We start from the raw sequence: 21929 nt of genomic DNA on the forward strand, positions 1-21929 counted from the left end.
CAATACGCTTCCTGCCAATAAGTTATATTATTTGTGCGTTTCGATTTAAGAGCATATAGATCCGACAGTTTGGTTTGTAGCTAGTACATTCGGTTTTTGACTGTACTTTTGGGTGATGCATCGCATTAAGTTAAACCAGTATAAATTGATTTTCAGATACCTGAAGGGCACTATAGAAGCCGCAATCTATGGGCGGTAGCGTGTCTAAATTGGATGCTTCTAGTTAGTAACCAGGGAAGAAGGTTACCACTAGTAAGCAAAACGTAACGAGTCAAAATCATTCTTTCAATCTTTCAATCTTTCAATCTTTCAATCTTTCAATCTTTCAATCTTTCAATCTTTCAATCTTTCATTCTTTCATTCTCGGAGTTTAATAATGGATTTTATCCTCCCTTTGCTGACTAGTTTTTTATTTTCTTTTGTGGCAATCAGGTTATCAAAACCAATCGCGATTAAAGCGGGTTTGGTTGATGTTCCAAATCAAAGAAAGCTACATGTGGGCGCCATCCCTTTAGTCGGTGGTATAGGTATTTATATTTCAATTCTTACAGCTTCAATGATATTTATTGACCAAAGTAGAGAGTTGAATATTTATCATGTAGCCGCAGCTTTAGTACTTTTTTTAGGTGCTTTAGATGATAGGAATGACTTAAGTGTTAAATTGAGGATTATAGCGCAAGTCATTGTGGCATCTTTGATGATCTTTGGGACTGAATTATATTTCACATCACTAGGTCATATATTGGGTTCTGTAGAATTAAGCCTTGGTATTTTTGGTGCCATGTTTACCGTCATTGCAATAATTGCCGGTATTAATGCGATCAATATGATGGACGGTATTGATGGTTTAGCGGGTTCCGTAAGCTTAATAGCATGTATAGGCTTAGCTTTTTTATTGCACCGTGCAGATAGTTATTGGTTATTACTCCCTGTACTATTTATTTCTTCTCTCATGGCATATTTGATGTTTAATTTGGGATGGCATCGATCGCTAACAAAGGTGTTCATGGGGGATGCCGGTAACATGTTTATCGGTCTAACCATAGTGTGGCTAATGGTCGTAGGAGTCGAAGATTCTGAGCCTGCCTTTAGACCAGTAACCTGTCTTTACCTAATTGCTATTCCTCTTATGGATATGGTGGCAATTATGTTCAGAAGAATTAAAAAAGGCAGATCGCCATTTTTGGCTGATAGAGAGCATTTGCATCATATCTTTGAACGCGCGGGTTTCAGTCGCAAACAAACCTTATTAATAATTACTTCAATCTGCATCGTATTTGCCATAGTTGGTTGCTGGTCGGAAATTGCACAAGTTCCAGAGTGGATAATGTTTACAATGTTTATCGGGATTTTTCTGTTATATAACTGGACCTTACAAAATATTTGGACAGTTTTAAAAAAGATCAGGCAAAATCAAGCTTAATAAAAGCGGCAGTATTGAATAACGTGAAGTTATTTCTCCAAGAGTAAAATAAATAATGATATCAATGAGAACTATATTTTTAACATCTTTTATAACCATACTGGCCTCAGGCTGTAGCTCTGCACCACCTAAAGTGCAAGCAAGTAGGCCACTAGTCGAAATTGTTATACCTACAGCATCAAAAGTAGAAGTCCCTAGCCAGCTATGGCAAAAATTATCGAATGACCCCGCAGGGAGTATTGTTGAATTTGAAAACCTGCAAGTCACTCTTGGGTCTGCTTATTTCTCTGGCCTTGGGCAATTATGCCGGAAAGTTGATATTCAACAGCAGTCAACAAACCATCAAACTGCAAATTTGCTGAATGTAGAAAAACGAATAGTTTGCCTTCAAGAGGCGACAAGTAAGTGGATGTTAATACCAGTGGTCATCGACGAACAAACTTCAGCGAGAGGCTTTAGCCAATAATGAAAAAAACTAACTCAAATTCAATGTTGGCTGTTTTAAGCTCTGTTCTAATATGTTTAACATCGATTAACTTTGCCATTGCAGCAAATGATATCAACAGCCAATTAGAGTCTTTAGGTGGCAGTCAAACTGCCATGTCAAATTCAACGCTAGAAAGCGGCAGTTTCAACAAACAAAATCGCTCAAACCTACTATTACCCGGTGAAGCAAGTGCAGAAGAATTGTTACCGATATCTGAAGCAGGGTTACCGCCTCCATATGGCGCAAATTTATTTGCCGGTGGTTATGAAAGTGAACGTTTAGACGGGCTTAATGACGACTATGCTATTGCACCTGGCGATAAGGTCTCAATTTGGCTTTGGGGCGCAGTCAATCAATCTGAAGTGTTAACTGTAGATAATCAAGGTAACCTTTTTATTACCAATGTGGGTCCAATTAATGTTGCTGGAGTTAAAGCCAGCCAACTAAATTCAGTTGTTTCAAATAAAATTAAACAAACATATAAATCAAGCGTCAGTATCTACGTCAACCTGTTAACAACAACGCCTGTAAGTGTCTTTATCAGTGGCAGTATTATTCGACCGGGTCAATATGCCGGAATTGCCTCCGATAGCATTCTTTACTATTTAAAAAGAGCCGGTGGTATTGATTCTGAGCGAGGTAGCTATCGCTCAATTAAAATCATCAGACAAAACAAAGTGATTCAAGAAGTTGACTTGTATGACTTTATGCTTAATGGGTATCTTCCTACAGTAACGTTTAAAGATGGCGATGTCATTTTAGTTGAAAGACAAAAAGCGACAGTTGTAGTCACCGGCAGTGTAAGAAACCCGTTTAGATTTGAATTTAAAAGTGAAGACCCTCAAGGCAATGAGTTAATTCATTATGCTCGCCCTTACTCAAAAGTCAGCCATGTGGGCGTTGTTGGCGATAGACCGACAGGGCCATTCTCCTTGTATTTACCATTTAACGAATTTACTGATTTCGATTTGAGAGACGGGGATAGGCTATTTTTTAATGATGATATTAGAGCGCAAGTTTTTGATATTCAAGTTGCAGGTAGTTACTTAGGCCCATCTTATTTTGCCGTTAAAAAAGAAACTCGCTTACATGATTTACTGGCCAATATCGAAATTGATAAAAGTTTAGCTAATTACGAAGCGATTTATATTCAACGTAAAAGCGTCGCTAAAAAACAAAAAGAAATGATCGACCAGTCGTTAGAACGCCTTGAACGAAGCGTATTTACCGCACCTGCATCTTCAGATGGTGAAGCTAGAATCAGGGCTGAAGAAGGTAAAATGATCCTCGAATTTACCGAAAGGGCAAGAAAGATTATGCCGCTTGGTAAGGTGATTGTTGCTGATAACGGTAAAGTCGCTAATATCCGCCTAGAACAAGGTGACATAGTATATATTCCACCAAGAACAGATTTGATACATGTTGGTGGCGAAGTAATAATGCCACAGGCCCTGGTATATAACAGCCAGGCAGTAGTTGAAGATTACATAGCATGGTCTGGCGGTTATAGCGAAAGAGCCAACTATGAACAAATAATGATTATTCACCCAAATGGCATGATTACCCTCAATGCTACCGGGACACTAAACCCTGGTGACCAGTTATTAGTGCTACCCAAAGTAGATGCTAAAATCATGCAAGCTGTTAAAGATGTTACCCAAATTATCTATCAAATTGCAGTTGCTGCAAACGCGATAAATTAATCATGGCCGCAGTCATTAAACGCAATAATTGGCAAATATGGCGAGATGTCATATTTGCTTTGTTTGTCCGTGAAATACGTACCGGCTTTAACGATAAATTCGGTATCGCCTGGGCGGTGGTAAGCCCAGTTGCATTTATTTTCATCCTGTCATATATGCGTGGACGTATGGATGGGGGGGAAACCCATACTATTCCTAGCTTTACCTTTATGGCTATTGGGATGCTGTTAGTGCAATTTTTCTTAGAGGTGCTTGCAGGCGCTTCATCAGCTATAAAAAAAAACAAAGCCTTATTCGCCTTTAGGCAAGTACAGCCTCTTAGTAGTATTATCGCCAGTGCACTATTTCAGTTGTTAGTCAAACTGTTTGTGTTTATCTGTATTGGCATAATAATGTTCTTTATAGGAATTGAAATACGAATAGATAACCCTATGGCATTTTTGGCCAATGTGTTTTTACTCTGGCTTATTGCTATTTCCATAGGTAGTTTATTTGGCCTTGCGGCTTGCTATGTACCGGAAGTTAGCAAAATTCAATTATTAATGACTCGGCCGTTATTTTTTATATCGGGAGTGTTCTTTTCATTGCAAGATATGCCAAAAGAACTCTGGCAATATTTTGATTGGAACCCGATATTGCACGCGATTGAATTGTCACGATATGCAGTTTATTCAAGCTATGGTAGTGAAGGCGTGAGTGAAGTGTTTTTAAGCTTAAGTGCGCTTGTGAGTGTTTTTGTGGCATTGAGTTGTTACTTTGTCACCTGGAAACAGGCTATTAGCCGCTAATATTACCAAGTGATACTTGTCATTAGAGCCGCTAAATAATGTCTTTAACTGTCCCTTATACTATTCCTTAACTACCCCTATTTGTAACGTTGGGTTTATATGATTCGTTTACATAATCTAACCAAATATTACCCCTCCAAACTGGGTAATCAGTATATTTTTAAAAATGTTAATTTTGAGATCCCTTCAGGGCATAATATTGCCATTTTAGGCAGTAATGGCGCCGGTAAATCAACCTTATTTAGATTATTAGCAGGCAGTGAATACCCCAATAAAGGCGAAATAATTACCGATTTAAATTTATCATGGCCAGTGGCATTAGCTACGGGTATTCACCCGCAGATGACAGGCTTAGAAAATGCCCGTTTTATCGGCATGATTAATGGCGTAAAAGACTTAGATGCCTATGTGCAAAAAGTCAGAAAATTTGCTGAGTTGGGTGCTAAATTTGATTTACCTGTTAAAACCTACTCCAGCGGCATGAAACCGCGCCTAGCATTTGCCTGCTCAATAGGTATTGATTTTGATGTGTACTTAATTGATGAAGTTACCTCAGTAGGGGATGCCAAATTTAGGCAAAAAACCAAAGCGGCATTAACCCAAAAAAGCCGCAAAGCAAGTGTGATTATGGTGAGCCATGAAATGGACGAGTTAAGGCATTTTTGTGACAGTGCAATAGTACTGCATGATGGTGAACTCACTTTTTATAACGATTTAGAACAAGCTATCGAGTGCTACCAGGCCCTATAATTATGACACTAAAAGAAGTAAATAAAGTAGAACAACGCTTTGAGCAACTAGCAAAAAAGACTCAGCCAAAGGTTTGGAACAATTGCCAATTATTAATCAATTTAGCCGCTGAAATTAAAACCGCTGATATCTTATTATCTCGCAGGGTGCTGCAACGAGCCAAAAACTTAAAACCCAACAATGTTGATGTTATCAGAGCGCTTAACCTTATCAGTGGTGAAATAAAAATATTACAACAGCAGGGTACAGTTGATGATATGACCGTAACCAGTACTGTTAGCGGCAGTGAAAAATCAGTTGTTGATAACAACGAAAAAGATATCGTCAAAGCCAAGGTTGAAGGCGTTGAAACTCCAGATTCAAAAAAACAACAGCCAACGGTTAACAGCCTTGTTAGTAAACTACAACTAAAATTTAATGACTTCATTAGCAGTGACCTAGGTAAGCTGATATGCAAACCCTGGGTGCTATTGATATTAATTCCTTTTTTATTGTTCAGTTTTTATCAATTGGTGTGGTCGAGTCCGCGATATGAAAGCCGGGCACAATTGATAGTTCAGCAACCCGATGGCATGGCAACCATGGACGCCTCAATGGCGTTACTTAGTGGCTTAGGTGTGAGCAGTAATGCTGGCGCTGATTCTGAATTGGTCAAAGCGTATGTGTATTCAGAGGATATGCTTCAATATCTACAGCAAACCAATAATTTGTCAGATCATTACACTAATACTGATACTGACTTTTTTTCGCGATTAAGCAGTAATTATAGCCGAGAAGATTTATTTGCATTTTATTTAGCCCATACTAAAGTCGAAATTGACGATAAGTCCGGTGTAATCCTTGTATTAGTACAAGCGTTTACGCCTGAATTTTCAAACGATATTGGCTTAGCCATTGTCGAACGAGCAGAGTGGTATATTAACTCCATTGGTCACCAATTAGCGCAAGCTCAATTATCGTTTATTCAAAACGAACATCAACAAGTTGAAAGCAGATTACAAGAAGCTAAAAAACAGCTGCTTTCTTTTCAACAAAGTAACAATTTATTAGACCCTGAAGCTGAAGGTGCGGCATTTCAGCAAATTACTTATTCAATGGAAGCTGATATTGCATCTAAACGGGCTGAGCTAAATGGGTTAAAGTCTGTCATGACAGAACAAGCCCCTCAAGTAATGATTTTAAATGCCCAATTAAATGCGTTGGTTAATCAACTAGAAGTTGAAAGACAGCGACTATCACTGCAACAGGCAAACAACTCAGATAAAAATGATGTTAAGACATTAATGACACTTGATGACACTAAATCCGTAAGTGAAATAATCGCCCAATATACTGACTTTAAAATTGAATTGGATTTAGCATTACAAGCTTATACTTCATCTGAAATATCGCTAGAAAAATCCCGCATAGAAGCATATCGGCAGCTTAAGTATTTGGTGGTGGTTGAAAGTTCAACCTTACCCGAAGACAATAAATTCCCCAGCGTTTTTTATAACTTATCATTATTTTTAGTGATCCAATTAATGCTTTTTGGTATTGGTAAAATCATTATTGCAACAGTAAAAGAATTGAACTGATCTTACTGAGTAAATCAAAGATGCAGTGATATAAAAAATTAAATATTCAACACTTATAGGTAGTACATGAATAATATTAAACCTTTGAATACATCGGCACCTTGCAAAGGTATTATTTTAGCTGGCGGGTCTGGAACACGTTTATACCCACTGACAAAGGTGGTGAGTAAACAGTTAATGCCTGTTTATGACAAGCCGATGATCTATTACCCAATATCAACTTTGTTGGTGGCGGGAATAAAAGAAATATTAATCATTGCCACACCAGACGAGCTACCGCGATTTAAGGCGCTACTGGGTGATGGCTCTGCTTGGGGCATTAGCTTTGAATATGTGACCCAACCAAGCCCAGATGGCCTGGCTCAAGCCTTTATATTAGCTGAAGAGTTTTTAAATGGTAGCTCAGCGGCATTGGTATTAGGCGATAACCTATTTTATGGTCATGATTTATCGCAATCACTGCAACGAGCGGCAACCCGTGAAACAGGTGCAACAGTTTTTGGCTACCATGTAGCCAATCCAAAGTCTTATGGCGTGGTTGAGTTTGATGACGCAGGTAAAGCTATATCAATTGAAGAAAAGCCAACTGAGCCGAAGTCAAATTACGCTGTGCCAGGGTTATACTTTTTTGATTCTCGCGTGGTTGAATTTGCTAAAAATGTCAAACCATCACATCGTAGTGAACTAGAAATTACCGATGTGATTGATCAGTATCTAACAAACGGTGAGTTACAAGTTGAAATTATGGGGCGTGGTACTGCCTGGTTAGACACAGGTACCCTGGATGATTTATTAGATGCGGCTAACTTTATTCGTACCATTGAAAAGCGCCAAGGGCTCAAAATTAATTGCCCTGAAGAAGTTGCCTATCGTATGGGGTATATCGATGACAAGCAGTTAAATAAATTAGCCCAACCGTTAATCAAAGCTGGCTACGGTAAATACCTATTAAGTTTAATTGAAAGCAAAGTCTTTTAAGCACTTTATAGGCATTTGTTGTTCTTCTATATCGCTTAAGCCAACAACCAAAAGTAGTGAATCATGAAATTTATTGATACCGCAATCAAAGACGTAAAGATAATTGAGCCTACCGTGTTCGGTGACGAACGCGGCTTTTTTATGGAAACTTTCCGTACCTCATTATTTAATGAGCACTGCGGCGAACGTGAGTTCGTACAAGAAAATCACAGTAAATCAAGCCATGGTATTTTGCGAGGCTTACATTACCAAACTGAAAATACCCAGGGTAAATTAGTCCGAGTTACCAGTGGTGAAGTATTTGATGTTGCAGTTGATATGCGCAAAGACTCAGCAACTTTTGGTCAGTGGGTTGGGGTGATACTGTCGGCAGAAAATAAACGTCAATTGTGGGTGCCTGAAGGCTTTGCTCATGGCTTTTATGTGACCACTGCAGAGGCTGAGTTTGTTTATAAATGTACCGATGTTTATAACCCCAATGTTGAAGTGTCGCTAAAGTGGAATGACCCTACAGTAAACATACAGTGGCCGCTTGTGGATGGTGTGTTGCCATTGTTATCAGCAAAAGATGAAGCTGGTCTTGCGTTTGCTGATGCGCCAACGTTTTAAAGCTTGATAATTACAATTGTGCTAAGTGCTATTTTGCTAAGTGATAAACAAGTGACAGCACATTAACCTACCTATTTGTTGATACATTTTGTTGATACATTTTGTTGATAAATTAAATAACGATGACCCAATGAAAATACTTATCACCGGAAAAGGTGGCCAATTAGCTTCTGAACTACAACTGAGTTGCCCGAACAATATTGAAATCGAATGTTTTGATAGTAAGGAACTTGATATAACCGATATTGCACGAGTTAATGAAGTGCTTTTTGCCTATTCACCTGATGTGGTTATTAATGCAGCAGCTTATACCGCAGTAGACAAGGCTGAATCAGACAGCGAACAAGCGTTTAATGTTAATGCTATAGGTGCTGCCAATTTAGCCCAGGTCTGTAAGGCCATTGATGCCAAGTTAATTCACATTTCTACCGACTTTGTATTTGATGGCACTAAAACAACGCCTTATGTTGCAGATGATGCAACAAATCCATTAGGTGTTTACGGGGCATCAAAATTGGCTGGAGAGCAAGCTGTAAATCAAATTTTAGCCAATCAAGCGATTATTATTCGTACCGCCTGGGTATATTCTCAGTTTGGTAATAACTTTGTCAAAAGCATGATCCGTTTAATGGCAGAAAAACCACAACTTGGTATTGTGTACGACCAAGTGGGTAGCCCAACTTGGGCTGCAGGTTTAGCAAATATGATTTGGCAATTAGTGCTCAATCATGGCGAGAGCTTTAATGTGTCAGCTAACCAAAGCCTCATTTTACATTGGACTGATGCAGGCGTTGCCTCATGGTATGACTTTGCCGTAGCGATACAGGAACTAGCCTTAGAGCATGGTTTACTCGATAACAGCATACCCATTAAACCAATTCCTGCTTCTGCTTATCCAACACCGGCTAAGCGGCCTTCATATAGTGTTATTGATAAATCTCAGGCTGAACTTGTATCAAATGTGGATGCTATACATTGGCGCGCACAGCTAACTTCGATGATAAAAACTTTAAAAATTTAATCGCTATTATCAAAGAATATCTACAGCTTTAAAAATTAAACGGAAAAAAAATGACAGTAAAAAAACTACTAGTAACTGGTGGTGCAGGCTTTATCGGTGCTAACTTTGTTCATTATTGGTTAGCTCAGTATCCACAAGATATCGTGATTGTATTAGACGCCTTAACATACGCAGGTAATAAAGCCAATTTAGATATCGTTGCAGATAACACTAATATGACCTTTGTCCATGGCAATATTTGTGACACAGCCCTAATTGAATCGTTAATTGATACCCATCAGATTAATACCATTGTTCATTTCGCGGCAGAATCCCATGTAGATCGTTCTATTACTGGACCTGATGCCTTTATCGAAACCAACATTTTGGGTACCTATAGCCTACTAAAAACGGCAAAACTTAAATGGATCGATGAGCCTAAAGCGCAGGGTAACGCGCCTTTAGCTCACCGTTTTCACCATGTGAGTACCGATGAAGTGTACGGCACACTAAGTGCCACAGATCCTGCATTTACTGAAGAAACCGCTTACGCACCTAATTCGCCATATTCAGCTTCTAAAGCAGCCAGTGATCATCTAGTGCGTGCCTATCATCATACTTACGGCTTAGAAGTTACCACTTCTAATTGCTCTAACAATTATGGGCCGTATCATTTCCCTGAAAAGCTCATTCCACTAATTATCACTAATATATTACAAGATAAGCCGTTACCCGTTTATGGTGATGGTCAGCAAATTCGTGATTGGTTATATGTTGAAGATCATGCCCGCGGTATTGATTTAGTATTACAAAATGGCCGTATTGGTGAAAACTATAATATTGGTGGTAATAATGAGTGGGCCAATATTGATATCGTGAAATTAGTCTGTAAAGTGTTTAACGACAAGTTTGCAACTAACCCAGAGCTTGCTGAAAAATATCCGTTAGCAAAAGCCGCGATGGCAGGTAAAGCAGAAAGTTTAATAACTTATGTTACCGATCGTGCCGGTCATGATAGACGCTATGCCATTGATGCAACCAAAACCAATCAAGAGTTAGGTTACGTACCAGCAGAGAGCTTTGAAACTGGTTTTGCTAAAACGTTAGAATGGTATCTTAAAAATGAGCAATGGTGGAAGCCACTGTTAGCTGATAAATAATTTGAAAAATTTAGTGGAATATAGAATGAAATTAACACCAGTAATTATGGCTGGCGGTTCTGGAACACGCCTTTGGCCTTTAAGTCGTTCACTTTTTCCAAAACAGTTTCTTGCACTAGCATCTAATATCAGTATGTTACAGCAAACAGTCCAAAGAACAGAAGGGTTACCGGCAGGTAAAAGTGTATTACTTTGTAATGACGACCATCGTTTTCTGGTCGCTGAACAATTACGAACGTTAAAATATGAAGGCGCTCGAATAATGCTAGAGCCTGCTGGTAGAAATACCGCCCCGGCAATTGCATTAGCCGCATTTGACATTGTTGAACAACAAAATGATGCGCTTATGATGGTGATGGCAGCAGATCATGTCATCGAAAATCAACAGGCATTTGAGTCCTCTGTACTAAGCGCTATTGAATTAGCGAAACAAGATAAACTCGTTACTTTTGGTATTGTTCCTAATGCGCCTGAAACGGGTTACGGTTATATAAAACGTGGCGCATCAATTGAAAGTACAGCATACACCGTTAGTGCATTCGTAGAAAAACCTAACCTATTGACTGCAAACGAATACCTTGAAAGTGGTGAATACTACTGGAATAGCGGTATGTTTATGTTCAAAGCGAGCGTTTATTTATCTGAACTGAAAAAATATGCACCTGCAATATATGAAGCTTGTGAAAAGGCATATGCAGATAAATCTGAAGACTTAGACTTTATTCGCGCGGGTAAAGAAGCGTTTCTGAACTCACCTGATGATTCAATTGATTATGCCATTATGGAACATACAGCAGATGCTGTTGTAGTCCCAATGGATGCGGGTTGGAGTGATTTAGGCTCATGGTCAGCATTATGGGATATAGATACAAAAGATGATAACCATAATGCAACAAATGGTGACGTTATTCTGCATAACACTAAGGGATCATTAGTTCATGCAACAAGTCGCTTAGTTAGCACGGTAGGCTTAGAAGATATAATTATTGTTGAAACAAAAGATGCAGTTTTAGTCGCCTCAAAAGATCAAGTACAAGACGTAAAAGAGATTGTAAATAAGCTTAAAGCCGATGGCCGTTCAGAGTTTAAGCATCATCGAGAAGTTTACCGACCTTGGGGTAAATATGATTCAATCGATAACGGTGAACGCTACCAAGTTAAGCGTATTACAGTAAAACCAGGTGCGAAGTTAAGTGTACAAATGCATCATCACCGAGCAGAACACTGGATAGTGGTTTCTGGTACGGCAAAAGTAACCAATGGCGAGAAAGATATTTTATTAACGGAAAATCAATCTACCTACATTCCTGTCGGCGTTATTCACGCACTCGAGAATCCTGGGAAAGTTGATTTAGAGCTAATAGAAGTGCAATCAGGTAGTTATTTAGGTGAAGATGATATCGTCCGCTTCGAAGATAGATACGGTAGGGTAGATAAGTAATATGTCTGATGTTCGCTTAAATAGTTCAAATGTTCTTTCTCAAAGTCAGGTGAAGTTTGGTACCAGTGGCGCACGTGGTTTAGTGACGGATTTTTCCTCAGACGTATGTGCAGCTTTTACAGCGGCTTTTATCAAAGTAATGCAGCAGGGCTTTGATTTCGACACTATTGCGTTAGCCATTGACAATCGTCCAAGTAGCCAAGCGATGGCACAAGCAAGTGCTGCCGTAGCTAAAAAAATGGGGTTTGATGTTGTATATTATGGCGTCATACCAACGCCTGCACTAGCTTATGTAGCCATGCAGCAGAATATCCCATCTATAATGATCACAGGTAGCCATATCCCCTTTGACCGCAATGGCATTAAATTCTACCGACCTGATGGTGAAATTAGCAAGCAAGATGAACAATCTATTTTACAGATAGACGCAAGTTATGAACCAGTTACAGACCTGCCACAACTAACCGTAGATCCAACAGCCGCTAAGAAATATATAGAGCGATATGCCTCTTTGTATCAAGGCAAGCCGTTGAGTGGAAAACACATCGGTATATATGAACATTCAAGTGCAGGTCGTGATCTATATCCTGAAATCTTTACCAAGCTAGGTGCGCAAGTGACCTCGCTAGAGCGAAGCAACACTTTTGTTCCTATTGATACTGAAGCCGTAAGTGAAGAAGACAAACAAAAAGCCTGTAATTGGTCAAAAGAGTATGGCTTTGATGCGATATTTTCAACCGATGGCGATGGTGACAGACCGCTGGTTGCAGATGAAAATGGTGAATGGTTACGAGGTGATATTTTAGGTTTGTTGTGTGCCGATGCACTTAATATTGAGTCTTTAGCAGTACCTGTAAGTTGTAATACTGCAATTGAACTCAGCAATAAATTTATTCATGTTGCCAGGACGAAAATTGGTTCACCGTATGTGATAGCTGAGTTTGCTAGTCTTAATAATGATTATAAAAGTTCAGCAGGTTTTGAGGCAAATGGCGGCTTTTTGCTTGGGAGCGATATTGACGTTGATGGATACTTATTGAAAGCCCTACCAACTCGTGATGCGGTGCTGCCTTTTGTTGCAGTGTTGCTTGCCGCAAAAGAAACGGGCATTAGTGCCATGTTAGAACAATTACCTAACAGAGAGACATCCAGTGATCGTATTCAAAACTTTGCAACTGAAAAAAGCTTAAGCATTATCGCACAAGGTACAAAAAATCCGCAACAACTCATCGACAAGCTTGGTTTTTGCAATTTAGAGGTGCAAAGCATTGATACAACTGATGGTCTTCGAATACTCTTAAGCAATGGCGATTTGATTCATTTACGTCCATCAGGCAACGCACCAGAACTTCGCTGCTACGCTGAAGCAAGTAGCCACGAGACCGCGCAAACCTATGTACAGCAAGCGTTAACTCATATAAAAATGCTAGATTAAAGTGTAGTGCTTTAATTTTAAGCAAAACCCTAAGTGCAAGCCCTTGACTAACCGAAAGGCTGAAAGGTAAAAGGTAGGGTAAGATAAACACTTGCTTGTAGTTGATTAACGAACGTTTCAAAGGTGAAAAATGAAGTTATTTATATTTTGTGGTATCCAAGACGCCGAGAACCAGGCAGTTTTAGAGGATTACTTGCAAACTCAACAACAAGTAAACTATCTTGGACAAAGTGGTGACCTGCAATGCTTATTGGATTTGAATAGCTATAACAGCCAGAATCAAAATAGTGTGGCTTCGGCAAAATTAGCAGCAAGTATCTATTCAGGCCCATTAGAGGCATTAACTAAACTGTCTGAACTACATATCGCTGATACTGAAATAGAGTTAGTGTGTTTTTATTCAACGCCAGAATTTTCCTATTCGAAGATCAAACCAGATGACGAACCAATTATTTGTAGCGATGATATAATCACTACCAATTGGCGTAATTCGTGGCTAACGACCCACCAACAACGCCTAGATATTGCCTTTACCCACACTGATAACTTTCTTCTCATTAATGAACTAACCGTGTTTAATGACCTAACGGGGTTTACCAAAGTAATAAGTGAACAATGTGGTGTTGCTTTTGCTGGTCCAAACGAACTGAACTTATACTCGATGGAACAATTCGTTCAACTAAGTATGGGGCTTGTTGAACTTAATTCAGACACCGAACTACAACAGCTATTTGAACAGTTGGAAAGCGCTGCAGAGCTGCTTAATACAGAGTTCAACCCGAGTACTAAAGCACGTATAGAAGCTTACTGTGAAATGATAAGCAAGTTGCAATACCAAGGTGAGCAAACTAAAAAACGTCAACAACAAGAATTAACTGAGCTTACCGCTAAAATCTCATCTCTTGAAACTAAGCTTTCTAACTTAACTACTGAACATGCTGAACTCAAAAATAAGAATATCTCTGCAGAGTCAGAGATACAGGACCTAAAGTCTAGCCTGTCAGAGTGTAAGTCAGAAAATACAGCGCTTACATCAGAAAATGAGTTAGCGCTGCTGCAAGTTCATCAACTGCAAGAAGAACTCGAGCAGACGTTTTTGAACTCACAAAAATTAGAAAGCGAAAATAACGAACTTGTTTCAAGTAATTTAGCCCTTGAGTCAAAGGCCTCAAACCTCATAACACTAAACACTGAACTTGAATCTGATAAAACTACTCTACAGTCGGTTTTTTCAGATCGAGAGTCAGAAAATAAGTTGGCGTTGCTGCAAGTTCATCATTTGCAAGAAGAACTCGAGCAGACGTTTATAAATGCGCAAAAACTGGAAACCGAAAAGAACTCAGCTTTAATTGAGTCTGGTAGAAATCAAATGACAAATAAGAAAAATAAACAATTAATGGATCAGTTAACGGTATCTAATAATAAAATTGAGAGTTTATCTCAAAACCTCGAACAGCAAAAAAGCATGTTTGAAGAAAACAAAGCTGAAAATGAGTTAGCACTATTGCAAGTGCATCAATTACAAGAAGAGTTAGAGCATACATTTCTGAAAACACAAAAACTACAAAACGAAAAAGAGGAACTTGTATCTAGCATTTCGTCGCTCAAATCAAAAGTATCTAACTTATCTAATAACTTAACAGCAAAGAACAATGAGCAATCAGAACTTGAATCAGATCTTGAATCAGAAAATGAGTTAGCGATACTACAAATTCATCAACTGCAAGAAGAGTTAGAGTACTACTACCTTAAGTATCAAAAAGAATCTAACTGGACGCCTATTCCCTTAGAGACTAGTGCAATTCAGTTACACTTGCAGCAGACACTGCAATTGTTAAAGCGTTAATTTATCTGATGTCGTTAAATCAACGCTTGGTGATTTTAGACCCAGGTTTAAATGAACTTGGAGGGCACCACCCAGCAACATTAGCATCGATAAAGTCTGCAGTGGTAGAACGCGAAAATTTTGATATTCAAGTATATTGCCATCAAGCCTGTTCGCCTGACTTTATGTCAGAGCAACAAGCAAAACAGGTACAGTGTTTTCCGCATTTTAAAACACACTATTATAGCTTCTTCTATGGAAAGCCAAGTTATACAGAACTGACTGAGTACACATTAGTCTTGGCGAAAGAATATCAACAGGCAATATTAGAGGTGTTAGAAACAACCGAAGATTCAACGGCAATATTGTTTTGGTGTCATACCCTTAATTGGGAGCATGCTACGGCCCTCGCATTGGCCTTAACAAATGTTACTAGAAAAATTACACCAGCACAGTGTGAGCGCTTTATGGTGAATGTTGGTCTAATGTATCACCCTATGAGCCGTGCCTCTACTGATGAACTGGGTGTACTACAACATACAATGCGTCATGAGTTGGCCTTTAAGCGACTTGCGGAGCTGGAAAGAGTTAGACTTTTCGCCGCGGATCAAGAAATACAGCAGTTTTATCAAAAACGCTTTAATTATCCTGTGGGTATTCAACCTTGTTTATTACTTGGCGCTACAGCAGCCTATGATGACTGTTTGACAGAGTCATGTGATATTCAAGATTCTGAGCATTCTGAGCAAATAATACTCTTTATCGGAGATGCAAAAGAGAACAAAGGTTTTTCAGAATTACCGCAACTGATTAAAAAAATCGTGCCAGCATCACCCCATAAAAAGTTTGTAGTTCAATACTCGAACACAGGTGTTGCTAGCGAATTGTTAGCTGTAGACAATGATGTAAAACGACTAAGTAAAGTTTATCCAAATCTAGAGTTAATCAATCGCTTTCTAACGCATCAAGATCTCATGGCACTGTTTAAATCGAGTCAAACGGTTGTGTTAAATTACGATGAAACTACATATAAATACCAAAGTTCCGGTGTGCTTTGGCTCGCGGCATTTTTTCCGCTCAAGGTGATCAGCTTATCGCATACTTGGATGTCAAGAGAAGCTGTGAGGCTTGGGGTGGATTACCGTGAATGTCAAACCTATGAGCAATGTGCTTCTGTAGTTAATAGTAACCCAAAAGCTTGCTTAATAAATCAGCAGGAATATGAAGGGCTTGTAAGGGAAAGGAACAAAGTACAAACTAACTATTTTAATGAGATGTTCATGGATGTAAACGAATGGTTGGATATTCAATTGTGTAGTGGTTTTGTCAAATTAATTAATTATAATATTGAACGTATTTAGTTTCGCGTTACGTTATTCGAGGATGGTAAGGGAATGAGTTTACAAGACCATAGCACTCAAATGTACGATGAAGTACAGCAAAAGGCATCAATGGATCTAACCCAAACAGCCAATATCTTACATTTAGGTGCTGGATTAGGTGGTGACCTTGAAAAATATATCGCCAGTGGTGCAAGTCAAATCTTTTTGTATGAAGGCGAGCCATCTTCATACGAAAAATTGTGCGATCGCATTAAAGCGCATGACACTGTTTCAGCCTTTTGTGAGGTTATTGCAGAAGTGGAAGAAGTAACGGATTTTCATTTCAATCAACCTGCCCAGTTCAGTGGGACTGATACAGATTGGTTGTATACGAAATTAAAAAACATAAATCAAACTGAGTGCAAGCAAGTTAAGCCACTAACCTTGCAAAGTATTGTTGAAAAGCACTCCCCGTTAACACAAAACGCTGCAAATAACACGCTGGTATTAGAACTTAATGGTTCAGAATGTAAGATAGTCAACAACACACCTGGCTCAGTTCTCAAGTGCTTTAATACTATTGTCCTTAATACCATAAATAACAGTCAAGATTACGAATATCAGAACCAGAAAGCCCTTACCATTGCAAGTTTATTCAATTTGGGTTTTAAAATAACCGATAGTAAATCAGTAGGATTGTTTGAGTCCTATCGATTTGTGAGCAAAGAGTACATGAGTAAGCTGAGCGATGATAATCAAAGTGAGAATAAGTCGTTAGCCCCTTCTGCTTGTTTGCTTAATGATGTTTATGCCTCGCTAGTCGAAAAACAACATAAAGAACAACAAATACAAGTTCAACAACTACACGCACAACAGTTAGAGTTAGAAGCCGAGATATCTGAACATCAACAAAATGCATTAGATGAAATTGTTACCTTGTCTGAGGTGATTACTTCTCTTGAGTCTAAAGTCTCAAGTTTAACCTCAGAGAACTCAGAGCTCGCAGAAGTTAAAGCTTCGGTGATAGCGGAGCGAGACAAAGCGCGAAATCAAGTCAAGAATAACGCTCAGCAATTAGAAAAATTGCAAAAAGGCTCACAGGCGAAAGAGAAAGAGTTAGGTGCTAACATCTCGTCACTAGAATCTACTCTTTCATCGTTAAAATCTAAAAATTCAAACTTAACCACAGAGAACGCTGAGCTTATCAAAGGTAAAGCTTCAGTGGTGACAGAGCGTGACCAAGCACGAAAGGAAGCTCAGAATAACGCTCAGCAATTAGAAAAATTGCAAAAAGGCTCACAGGCGAAAGAGAAAGAGTTAGGTGCTAGCATCTCGTCACTAGAATCTACTCTTTCATCGTTAAAATCTAAAAATTCAAACTTAACCACAGAGAACGCTGAGCTTATCAAAGGTAAAGCTTCAGTGGTGACAGAGCGTGACCAAGCACGAAAGGAAGCTCAGAATAAAGCTCAGCAATTGGAAGAGTTTCAGAAAACATCACAGGCGAGAGAGAACGAGTTAGCGACTAACATCTCGTCACTAGAATCTACTCTTTCATCGTTAAAATCTAAAAATTCAAACTTAACCAAAGAGAACGCTGAGCTTAGCAAGGGTAGAACATCAATGGTGACAGAGCGTGACCAAGCGCGAAAAGAAGGTCAGAATAAAGCAAACCAGTTAGAAGAGTTGCAGAAAACAGCAAAGGCGAGAGAGAACGAGTTAACAACTAGCATCTCGTCTCTAGAATCTACTCTTTCTTCGCTAAAATCTAAAAACGCAGACTTAACCACAGAGAACGCCGAGTTAACCAAAGGTAAAGATGCAGTGGCGGCAGAGCGAGACCATGTGCGAAAGGAAGTTCAGACTATAACTCAGCAATTGGAAGAGTTGAAAATAGCGGCACAGGCGAGAGAGAAGGACTTAGCTTCTAACATTTCGTTTTTAGAATCTACTCTTTCTTCGCTAAAATCTAAAAACGCAGACTTAACCACAGCAAACGCCGAGTTAACCAAAGGTAAAGATGCAGTGGCGGCAGAGCGAGACCAAGCCCGAAAAGAAGCTCAGAATAAAGCTAAGCAGTTAGAAGAACAGCAGAAAGCATCACAGGAGAGAGAGAGTGAGTTTGCTACCAACATCGAGTCACTAGAATCTACTCTTTCTTCGTTAAAATCTAAAAACGCAGACTTAACCACTGAGAACGCCGAGTTAACCAAAGGTAAAGATGCAGTGGCAGCAGAGCGAGACCATGTGCGAAAGGAAGTTCAAGACAAAGCTAAGCAGTTAGAAGAACAGCAGAAAAAAGCAAACGCGAGGGGGAATGAGCTGGCATCTAAAATCTCATCTTTTGAAACTGAGAATCTTGAATTAACCAGAGCTGCTCGCTTAAACCAAAAAATGTTAGTTAAGTCTCAAATAGACCTTGATGATCTTCGTGAAAAATATGCAGAAAAACTTAAATCAGAATCTGAATTGGTTGAACTCATTAAAGAGTTAAGAGAGAAGCTAATGATTGCCTCGCAGTACTATCATCAATTGCAACAAGAGCATCCTGAGCTGTTGAACCATACAACTATAGAAAATGATTAAAGGTTAGCACTATGAGTAATAGTTTTAGTCAATTTCAGCGGCAAATTGCTCAAGCACTTAGCTTAGTTGAGGGCGCGGCAGTGCTAAAAGACCAGCAGTTACCACAATTAAGTGGAAAAGAGCTGGTGGATACGCAGTCACTACTTAACCGCTGTGAAGACATTTGTGAAAAACACTCGGATAAAAAGCCGACTATACGAATCATTCACCATTTAGCTTGCAGCGGTGGCGCTGCGCTAGCGCAGTATATTGCTACAATGCCAAATGTTTATGTGTTAAATGAAGTGCATCCATTCATTCGTAGTAATATAAATCAAGCATCGCTAGAACTAACAAATGTCATTAAAGATGATCACCTCCCTAAAAGCAAAGAGCTTAATAAGCAACTTTTTTTAGAAAATATAAAAAGCATTTATCAGCATGTATCGCAACTAGGCTTAGATTTAGTAATTCGTGATAATGCTTATTATGATTATTTATTTGAAGAGCATATACATAGAGAAACGATTGCTACCTTATTAGCGCAAGACTTTAATATTATATCTGTTGTTTTATATCGAGATACAATAGATACCTTTGCTTCATTGGCAAGTGCAGAATTCTTCCGCAATAAAGCGCTTTCATTTAATGAGTATTGCGACAGGTCACAGGCTTTTGTAACTGATTATTCTTCTGCAAAACTTGTGAGGTATGAAGACTTAAGTGGTGAGCCTGAGAGAACGATTAAAACGATATGTGAGCATTTACAAATCGGTTTTGATAACAGCTTTGAATTAATGACCACAGAAATCAATCATCCTCAGTTTGATAAATGGAATCCTAGCGAGACCGATTGCTATAATACCAAACTTAAAACCGCTCCAAGCTTGGAAGAAGTAGGCGAATCAGAAAGTTATTTTGAGCTACAAAAGTTATTAAAGCCCAAAGACAAAAAGCTAATTCTTATTGCAACTATGCCAAGAAGCGGCAGTACCTGGCTATTTAACTGTGTACGTGAAATTCACAAAATCCAAAAGTTAGACTTTTATAGCTGTTGGATCGATGACTATAAACCGAGTAATAGTGCTGATATCCATATAGTAAAAGTGCATAATCCGGAGCATAGGCTGTCCAGTCAATCTGACGTGATTATTTCTTCAAGGAGAGACATAAGAAATATTTGTGCTTCACTAATGCGAATGGACTGGCTTCCTGAAGAGTCTTGTAAAATAATCCGGCGACTTAACTTTTTGGTTAATTCGTTACACCCTTTTTGGGGGGGAAGATCGGTTTTAGAGTTGGAATATGAAGATATTGCACATAGTGCGATAGATGTCGTAAAGGAAATAGCTAAAGCTATTGGCTCTGATCTAAGTTCAGTCGCATTGGCTGAATTAGTTCAAGTACTAGAACAACTGTCAAATCCAAAATCATTTGATAAAGTAACTCAATTACACCCGCATCATAGAGCCTTAAAAGAGACTGACTTTACGACATCATTAGATGAAAATATTCAGTCAGAGATTTTAAATGAGTTCTCTGGCTGGCTGAAAAAATTTAATTATTTATAGTTTAAAACGTTAAATTAAAGCTGAGTCCGTGTTAATTAAAAAATATATTTTGAAAGGATCGATCTAGTGAGAATAGCATCAATTGGTGAAACAGATAGAGGTGGGGCAGGGCTTTCAGCTTTAAAGTTGCATAATGAATTTTTATTACAGGGTTTAGAATCAAAATTTTATGTAAACAGGAAGTCACAAGACTTTGATGATATTGTCGAGGTCCCTAATAGAAAGGGTAAACCTAGCTCACCATTCAGGGTGGGGCAATACACCCTTGCAACTACAGACGTGCCTTTTACTACGGGGCTATCTTGTAAGTGTAGTCATTTCCTTCAAAATGTATGGGAGAAAAATGACATATTATTACTTAGATGGTCATCAGTGACTGTGTCAGATTTTATGGTTTCTACGTGGTCACATAGGGCTAAACCAGTAGTTTGGTGCCTTTCAGATATGGCACCTCTAACTGGAGGCTGCCACTACTCTATGGGGTGTGATCGCTATCAAACAGCTTGCTACCCTTGTCCAAGGATAGAGAGCGGTTTTCAGTTACCTACTCAAGTAATGTCAAGAAGACTGAAATTATGGGAAAAAATTACCATTGTCTCTCCTAGTAAGTGGCTCGCTAAAGTTGCAAAGGAAAGTGCAATTGGAAAAAACCATGATATCAGGGTAATTAGAACTGGAGTCGAATTAAATGTTTTCAAACCATATGAAAAGCTGGCTGAACGAAACTGGTTAGGGTTAGATAATGAAAAACCAGTTATTTTGTTTGGAGCCGCTTCGCTAAACGATTCAAGAAAGGGCTTCAAGTTTCTACCGGAACTTATAAATAACCTGAATGAAAAATTCGATTTAAAAGATAAGTACTCAGTTCTCGTTATTGGTGCCGGTTCACCAGACTTGAAACAATTAGACTGCGATGTGCACGTTACTGGCCACTTAACTTGCCGTGAGGAATTAGCGAAAGCTTATTCTGCAGCCGACGTAACGCTATTGCCGTATGTTGAAGATAATTTGCCTAACGTTTGTCTAGAGAGCCTATCTTGTGGTGTTCCTGTTGTTGCGTTCAGCATTGGTGGGATACCTGATGTAGTTATTCCAGGTACTAACGGTGAACTTGCTAGACCTTTTGATGTCTGGGATCTAACAAACCGGTTAGTTGAAACTATTAACCGTAAATACAGTATCGAGTCTATTCGAGAATGGTCAGTAGATAATATAGATATTAAAGACCAAGCTAGACAGTATAAAGAGTTATTCCAGGAATTAATTTCCAATGTCAATAATTTAAATAAATAGTT

The 21929-nt window shown here is 38.9% G+C and carries 17 protein-coding genes; all 17 read left to right on the forward strand.

The window, feature by feature from the left end; translation table 11 throughout:
• Nucleotides 1–376: 376 nt before the first annotated feature.
• The 17 genes from wecA to Q4533_RS01050 all read left to right on the forward strand — a co-directional run bounded on the left by wecA (nucleotide 377) and on the right by Q4533_RS01050 (nucleotide 21927).
• A complete protein-coding gene (wecA, locus tag Q4533_RS00970; RefSeq protein ID WP_303501360.1) occupies nucleotides 377–1423 on the forward strand; it encodes a UDP-N-acetylglucosamine--undecaprenyl-phosphate N-acetylglucosaminephosphotransferase in 1047 nt (348 codons plus the stop codon).
• 64 nt (nucleotides 1424–1487) lie between these two features.
• Nucleotides 1488–1889 carry a hypothetical protein gene (locus Q4533_RS00975; RefSeq protein ID WP_303501363.1) on the forward strand — a complete coding sequence of 134 codons (402 nt, stop codon included), beginning with the start codon at nucleotides 1488–1490 and terminating at the stop codon, nucleotides 1887–1889.
• A 23-nt stretch (nucleotides 1890–1912) separates the two neighbouring features.
• The gene (locus tag Q4533_RS00980) at nucleotides 1913–3613 is read left to right on the forward strand and encodes a polysaccharide biosynthesis/export family protein (RefSeq protein WP_303501501.1); all 1701 of its coding nucleotides are present in this window, start codon (nucleotides 1913–1915) and stop codon (nucleotides 3611–3613) included.
• Between the two features lie 2 nt (nucleotides 3614–3615).
• Nucleotides 3616–4401 carry an ABC transporter permease gene (locus Q4533_RS00985; RefSeq protein WP_303501365.1) on the forward strand — a complete coding sequence of 262 codons (786 nt, stop codon included), beginning with the start codon at nucleotides 3616–3618 and terminating at the stop codon, nucleotides 4399–4401.
• Nucleotides 4402–4500: 99 nt separating this feature from the next.
• Nucleotides 4501–5151, forward strand: coding sequence for an ABC transporter ATP-binding protein (locus Q4533_RS00990; protein WP_303501367.1), 651 nt, complete (start codon nucleotides 4501–4503; stop codon nucleotides 5149–5151).
• Between the two features lie 2 nt (nucleotides 5152–5153).
• A complete protein-coding gene (locus tag Q4533_RS00995; RefSeq protein WP_303501369.1) occupies nucleotides 5154–6728 on the forward strand; it encodes a lipopolysaccharide biosynthesis protein in 1575 nt (524 codons plus the stop codon).
• Between the two features lie 66 nt (nucleotides 6729–6794).
• Nucleotides 6795–7706: a glucose-1-phosphate thymidylyltransferase RfbA gene (gene rfbA, locus Q4533_RS01000; RefSeq protein ID WP_303501371.1), complete on the forward strand. Its 912-nt coding sequence runs from the start codon at nucleotides 6795–6797 to the stop codon at nucleotides 7704–7706.
• 63 nt (nucleotides 7707–7769) lie between these two features.
• Nucleotides 7770–8315, forward strand: coding sequence for a dTDP-4-dehydrorhamnose 3,5-epimerase (gene rfbC, locus Q4533_RS01005; protein WP_303501373.1), 546 nt, complete (start codon nucleotides 7770–7772; stop codon nucleotides 8313–8315).
• A gap of 94 nt (nucleotides 8316–8409) precedes the next feature.
• Entirely contained in the window at nucleotides 8410–9336 is a 927-nt protein-coding gene (gene rfbD / locus Q4533_RS01010; protein WP_303501503.1) for a dTDP-4-dehydrorhamnose reductase, read from the forward strand.
• A 50-nt stretch (nucleotides 9337–9386) separates the two neighbouring features.
• On the forward strand, nucleotides 9387–10475 hold the full coding sequence (gene rfbB, locus Q4533_RS01015; protein WP_303501376.1) for a dTDP-glucose 4,6-dehydratase: 1089 nt from the start codon (nucleotides 9387–9389) through the stop codon (nucleotides 10473–10475).
• A 25-nt stretch (nucleotides 10476–10500) separates the two neighbouring features.
• The gene (locus tag Q4533_RS01020; protein WP_303501379.1) at nucleotides 10501–11916 is read left to right on the forward strand and encodes a mannose-1-phosphate guanylyltransferase/mannose-6-phosphate isomerase; all 1416 of its coding nucleotides are present in this window, start codon (nucleotides 10501–10503) and stop codon (nucleotides 11914–11916) included.
• 1 nt (nucleotide 11917) lies between these two features.
• Nucleotides 11918–13351 carry a phosphomannomutase gene (locus Q4533_RS01025; RefSeq protein WP_303501382.1) on the forward strand — a complete coding sequence of 478 codons (1434 nt, stop codon included), beginning with the start codon at nucleotides 11918–11920 and terminating at the stop codon, nucleotides 13349–13351.
• Between the two features lie 130 nt (nucleotides 13352–13481).
• Nucleotides 13482–15197 (forward strand): hypothetical protein, encoded by a 1716-nt coding sequence (locus Q4533_RS01030; protein ID WP_303501385.1) that lies wholly within the window; start codon nucleotides 13482–13484, stop codon nucleotides 15195–15197.
• A gap of 29 nt (nucleotides 15198–15226) precedes the next feature.
• Complete coding sequence (locus tag Q4533_RS01035) at nucleotides 15227–16537, forward strand: hypothetical protein (protein ID WP_303501386.1); 1311 nt, start codon at nucleotides 15227–15229, stop codon at nucleotides 16535–16537.
• Between the two features lie 33 nt (nucleotides 16538–16570).
• Entirely contained in the window at nucleotides 16571–19084 is a 2514-nt protein-coding gene (locus Q4533_RS01040; RefSeq protein ID WP_303501387.1) for a hypothetical protein, read from the forward strand.
• 11 nt (nucleotides 19085–19095) lie between these two features.
• Entirely contained in the window at nucleotides 19096–20634 is a 1539-nt protein-coding gene (locus Q4533_RS01045; protein WP_303501390.1) for a hypothetical protein, read from the forward strand.
• Nucleotides 20635–20700: 66 nt separating this feature from the next.
• Nucleotides 20701–21927 (forward strand): glycosyltransferase, encoded by a 1227-nt coding sequence (locus tag Q4533_RS01050; RefSeq protein WP_303501392.1) that lies wholly within the window; start codon nucleotides 20701–20703, stop codon nucleotides 21925–21927.
• Nucleotides 21928–21929: the final 2 nt, after the last annotated feature.

The organism is Shewanella sp. 6_MG-2023 (assembly GCF_030547195.1).
Lineage (GTDB): Bacteria > Pseudomonadota > Gammaproteobacteria > Enterobacterales > Shewanellaceae > Shewanella.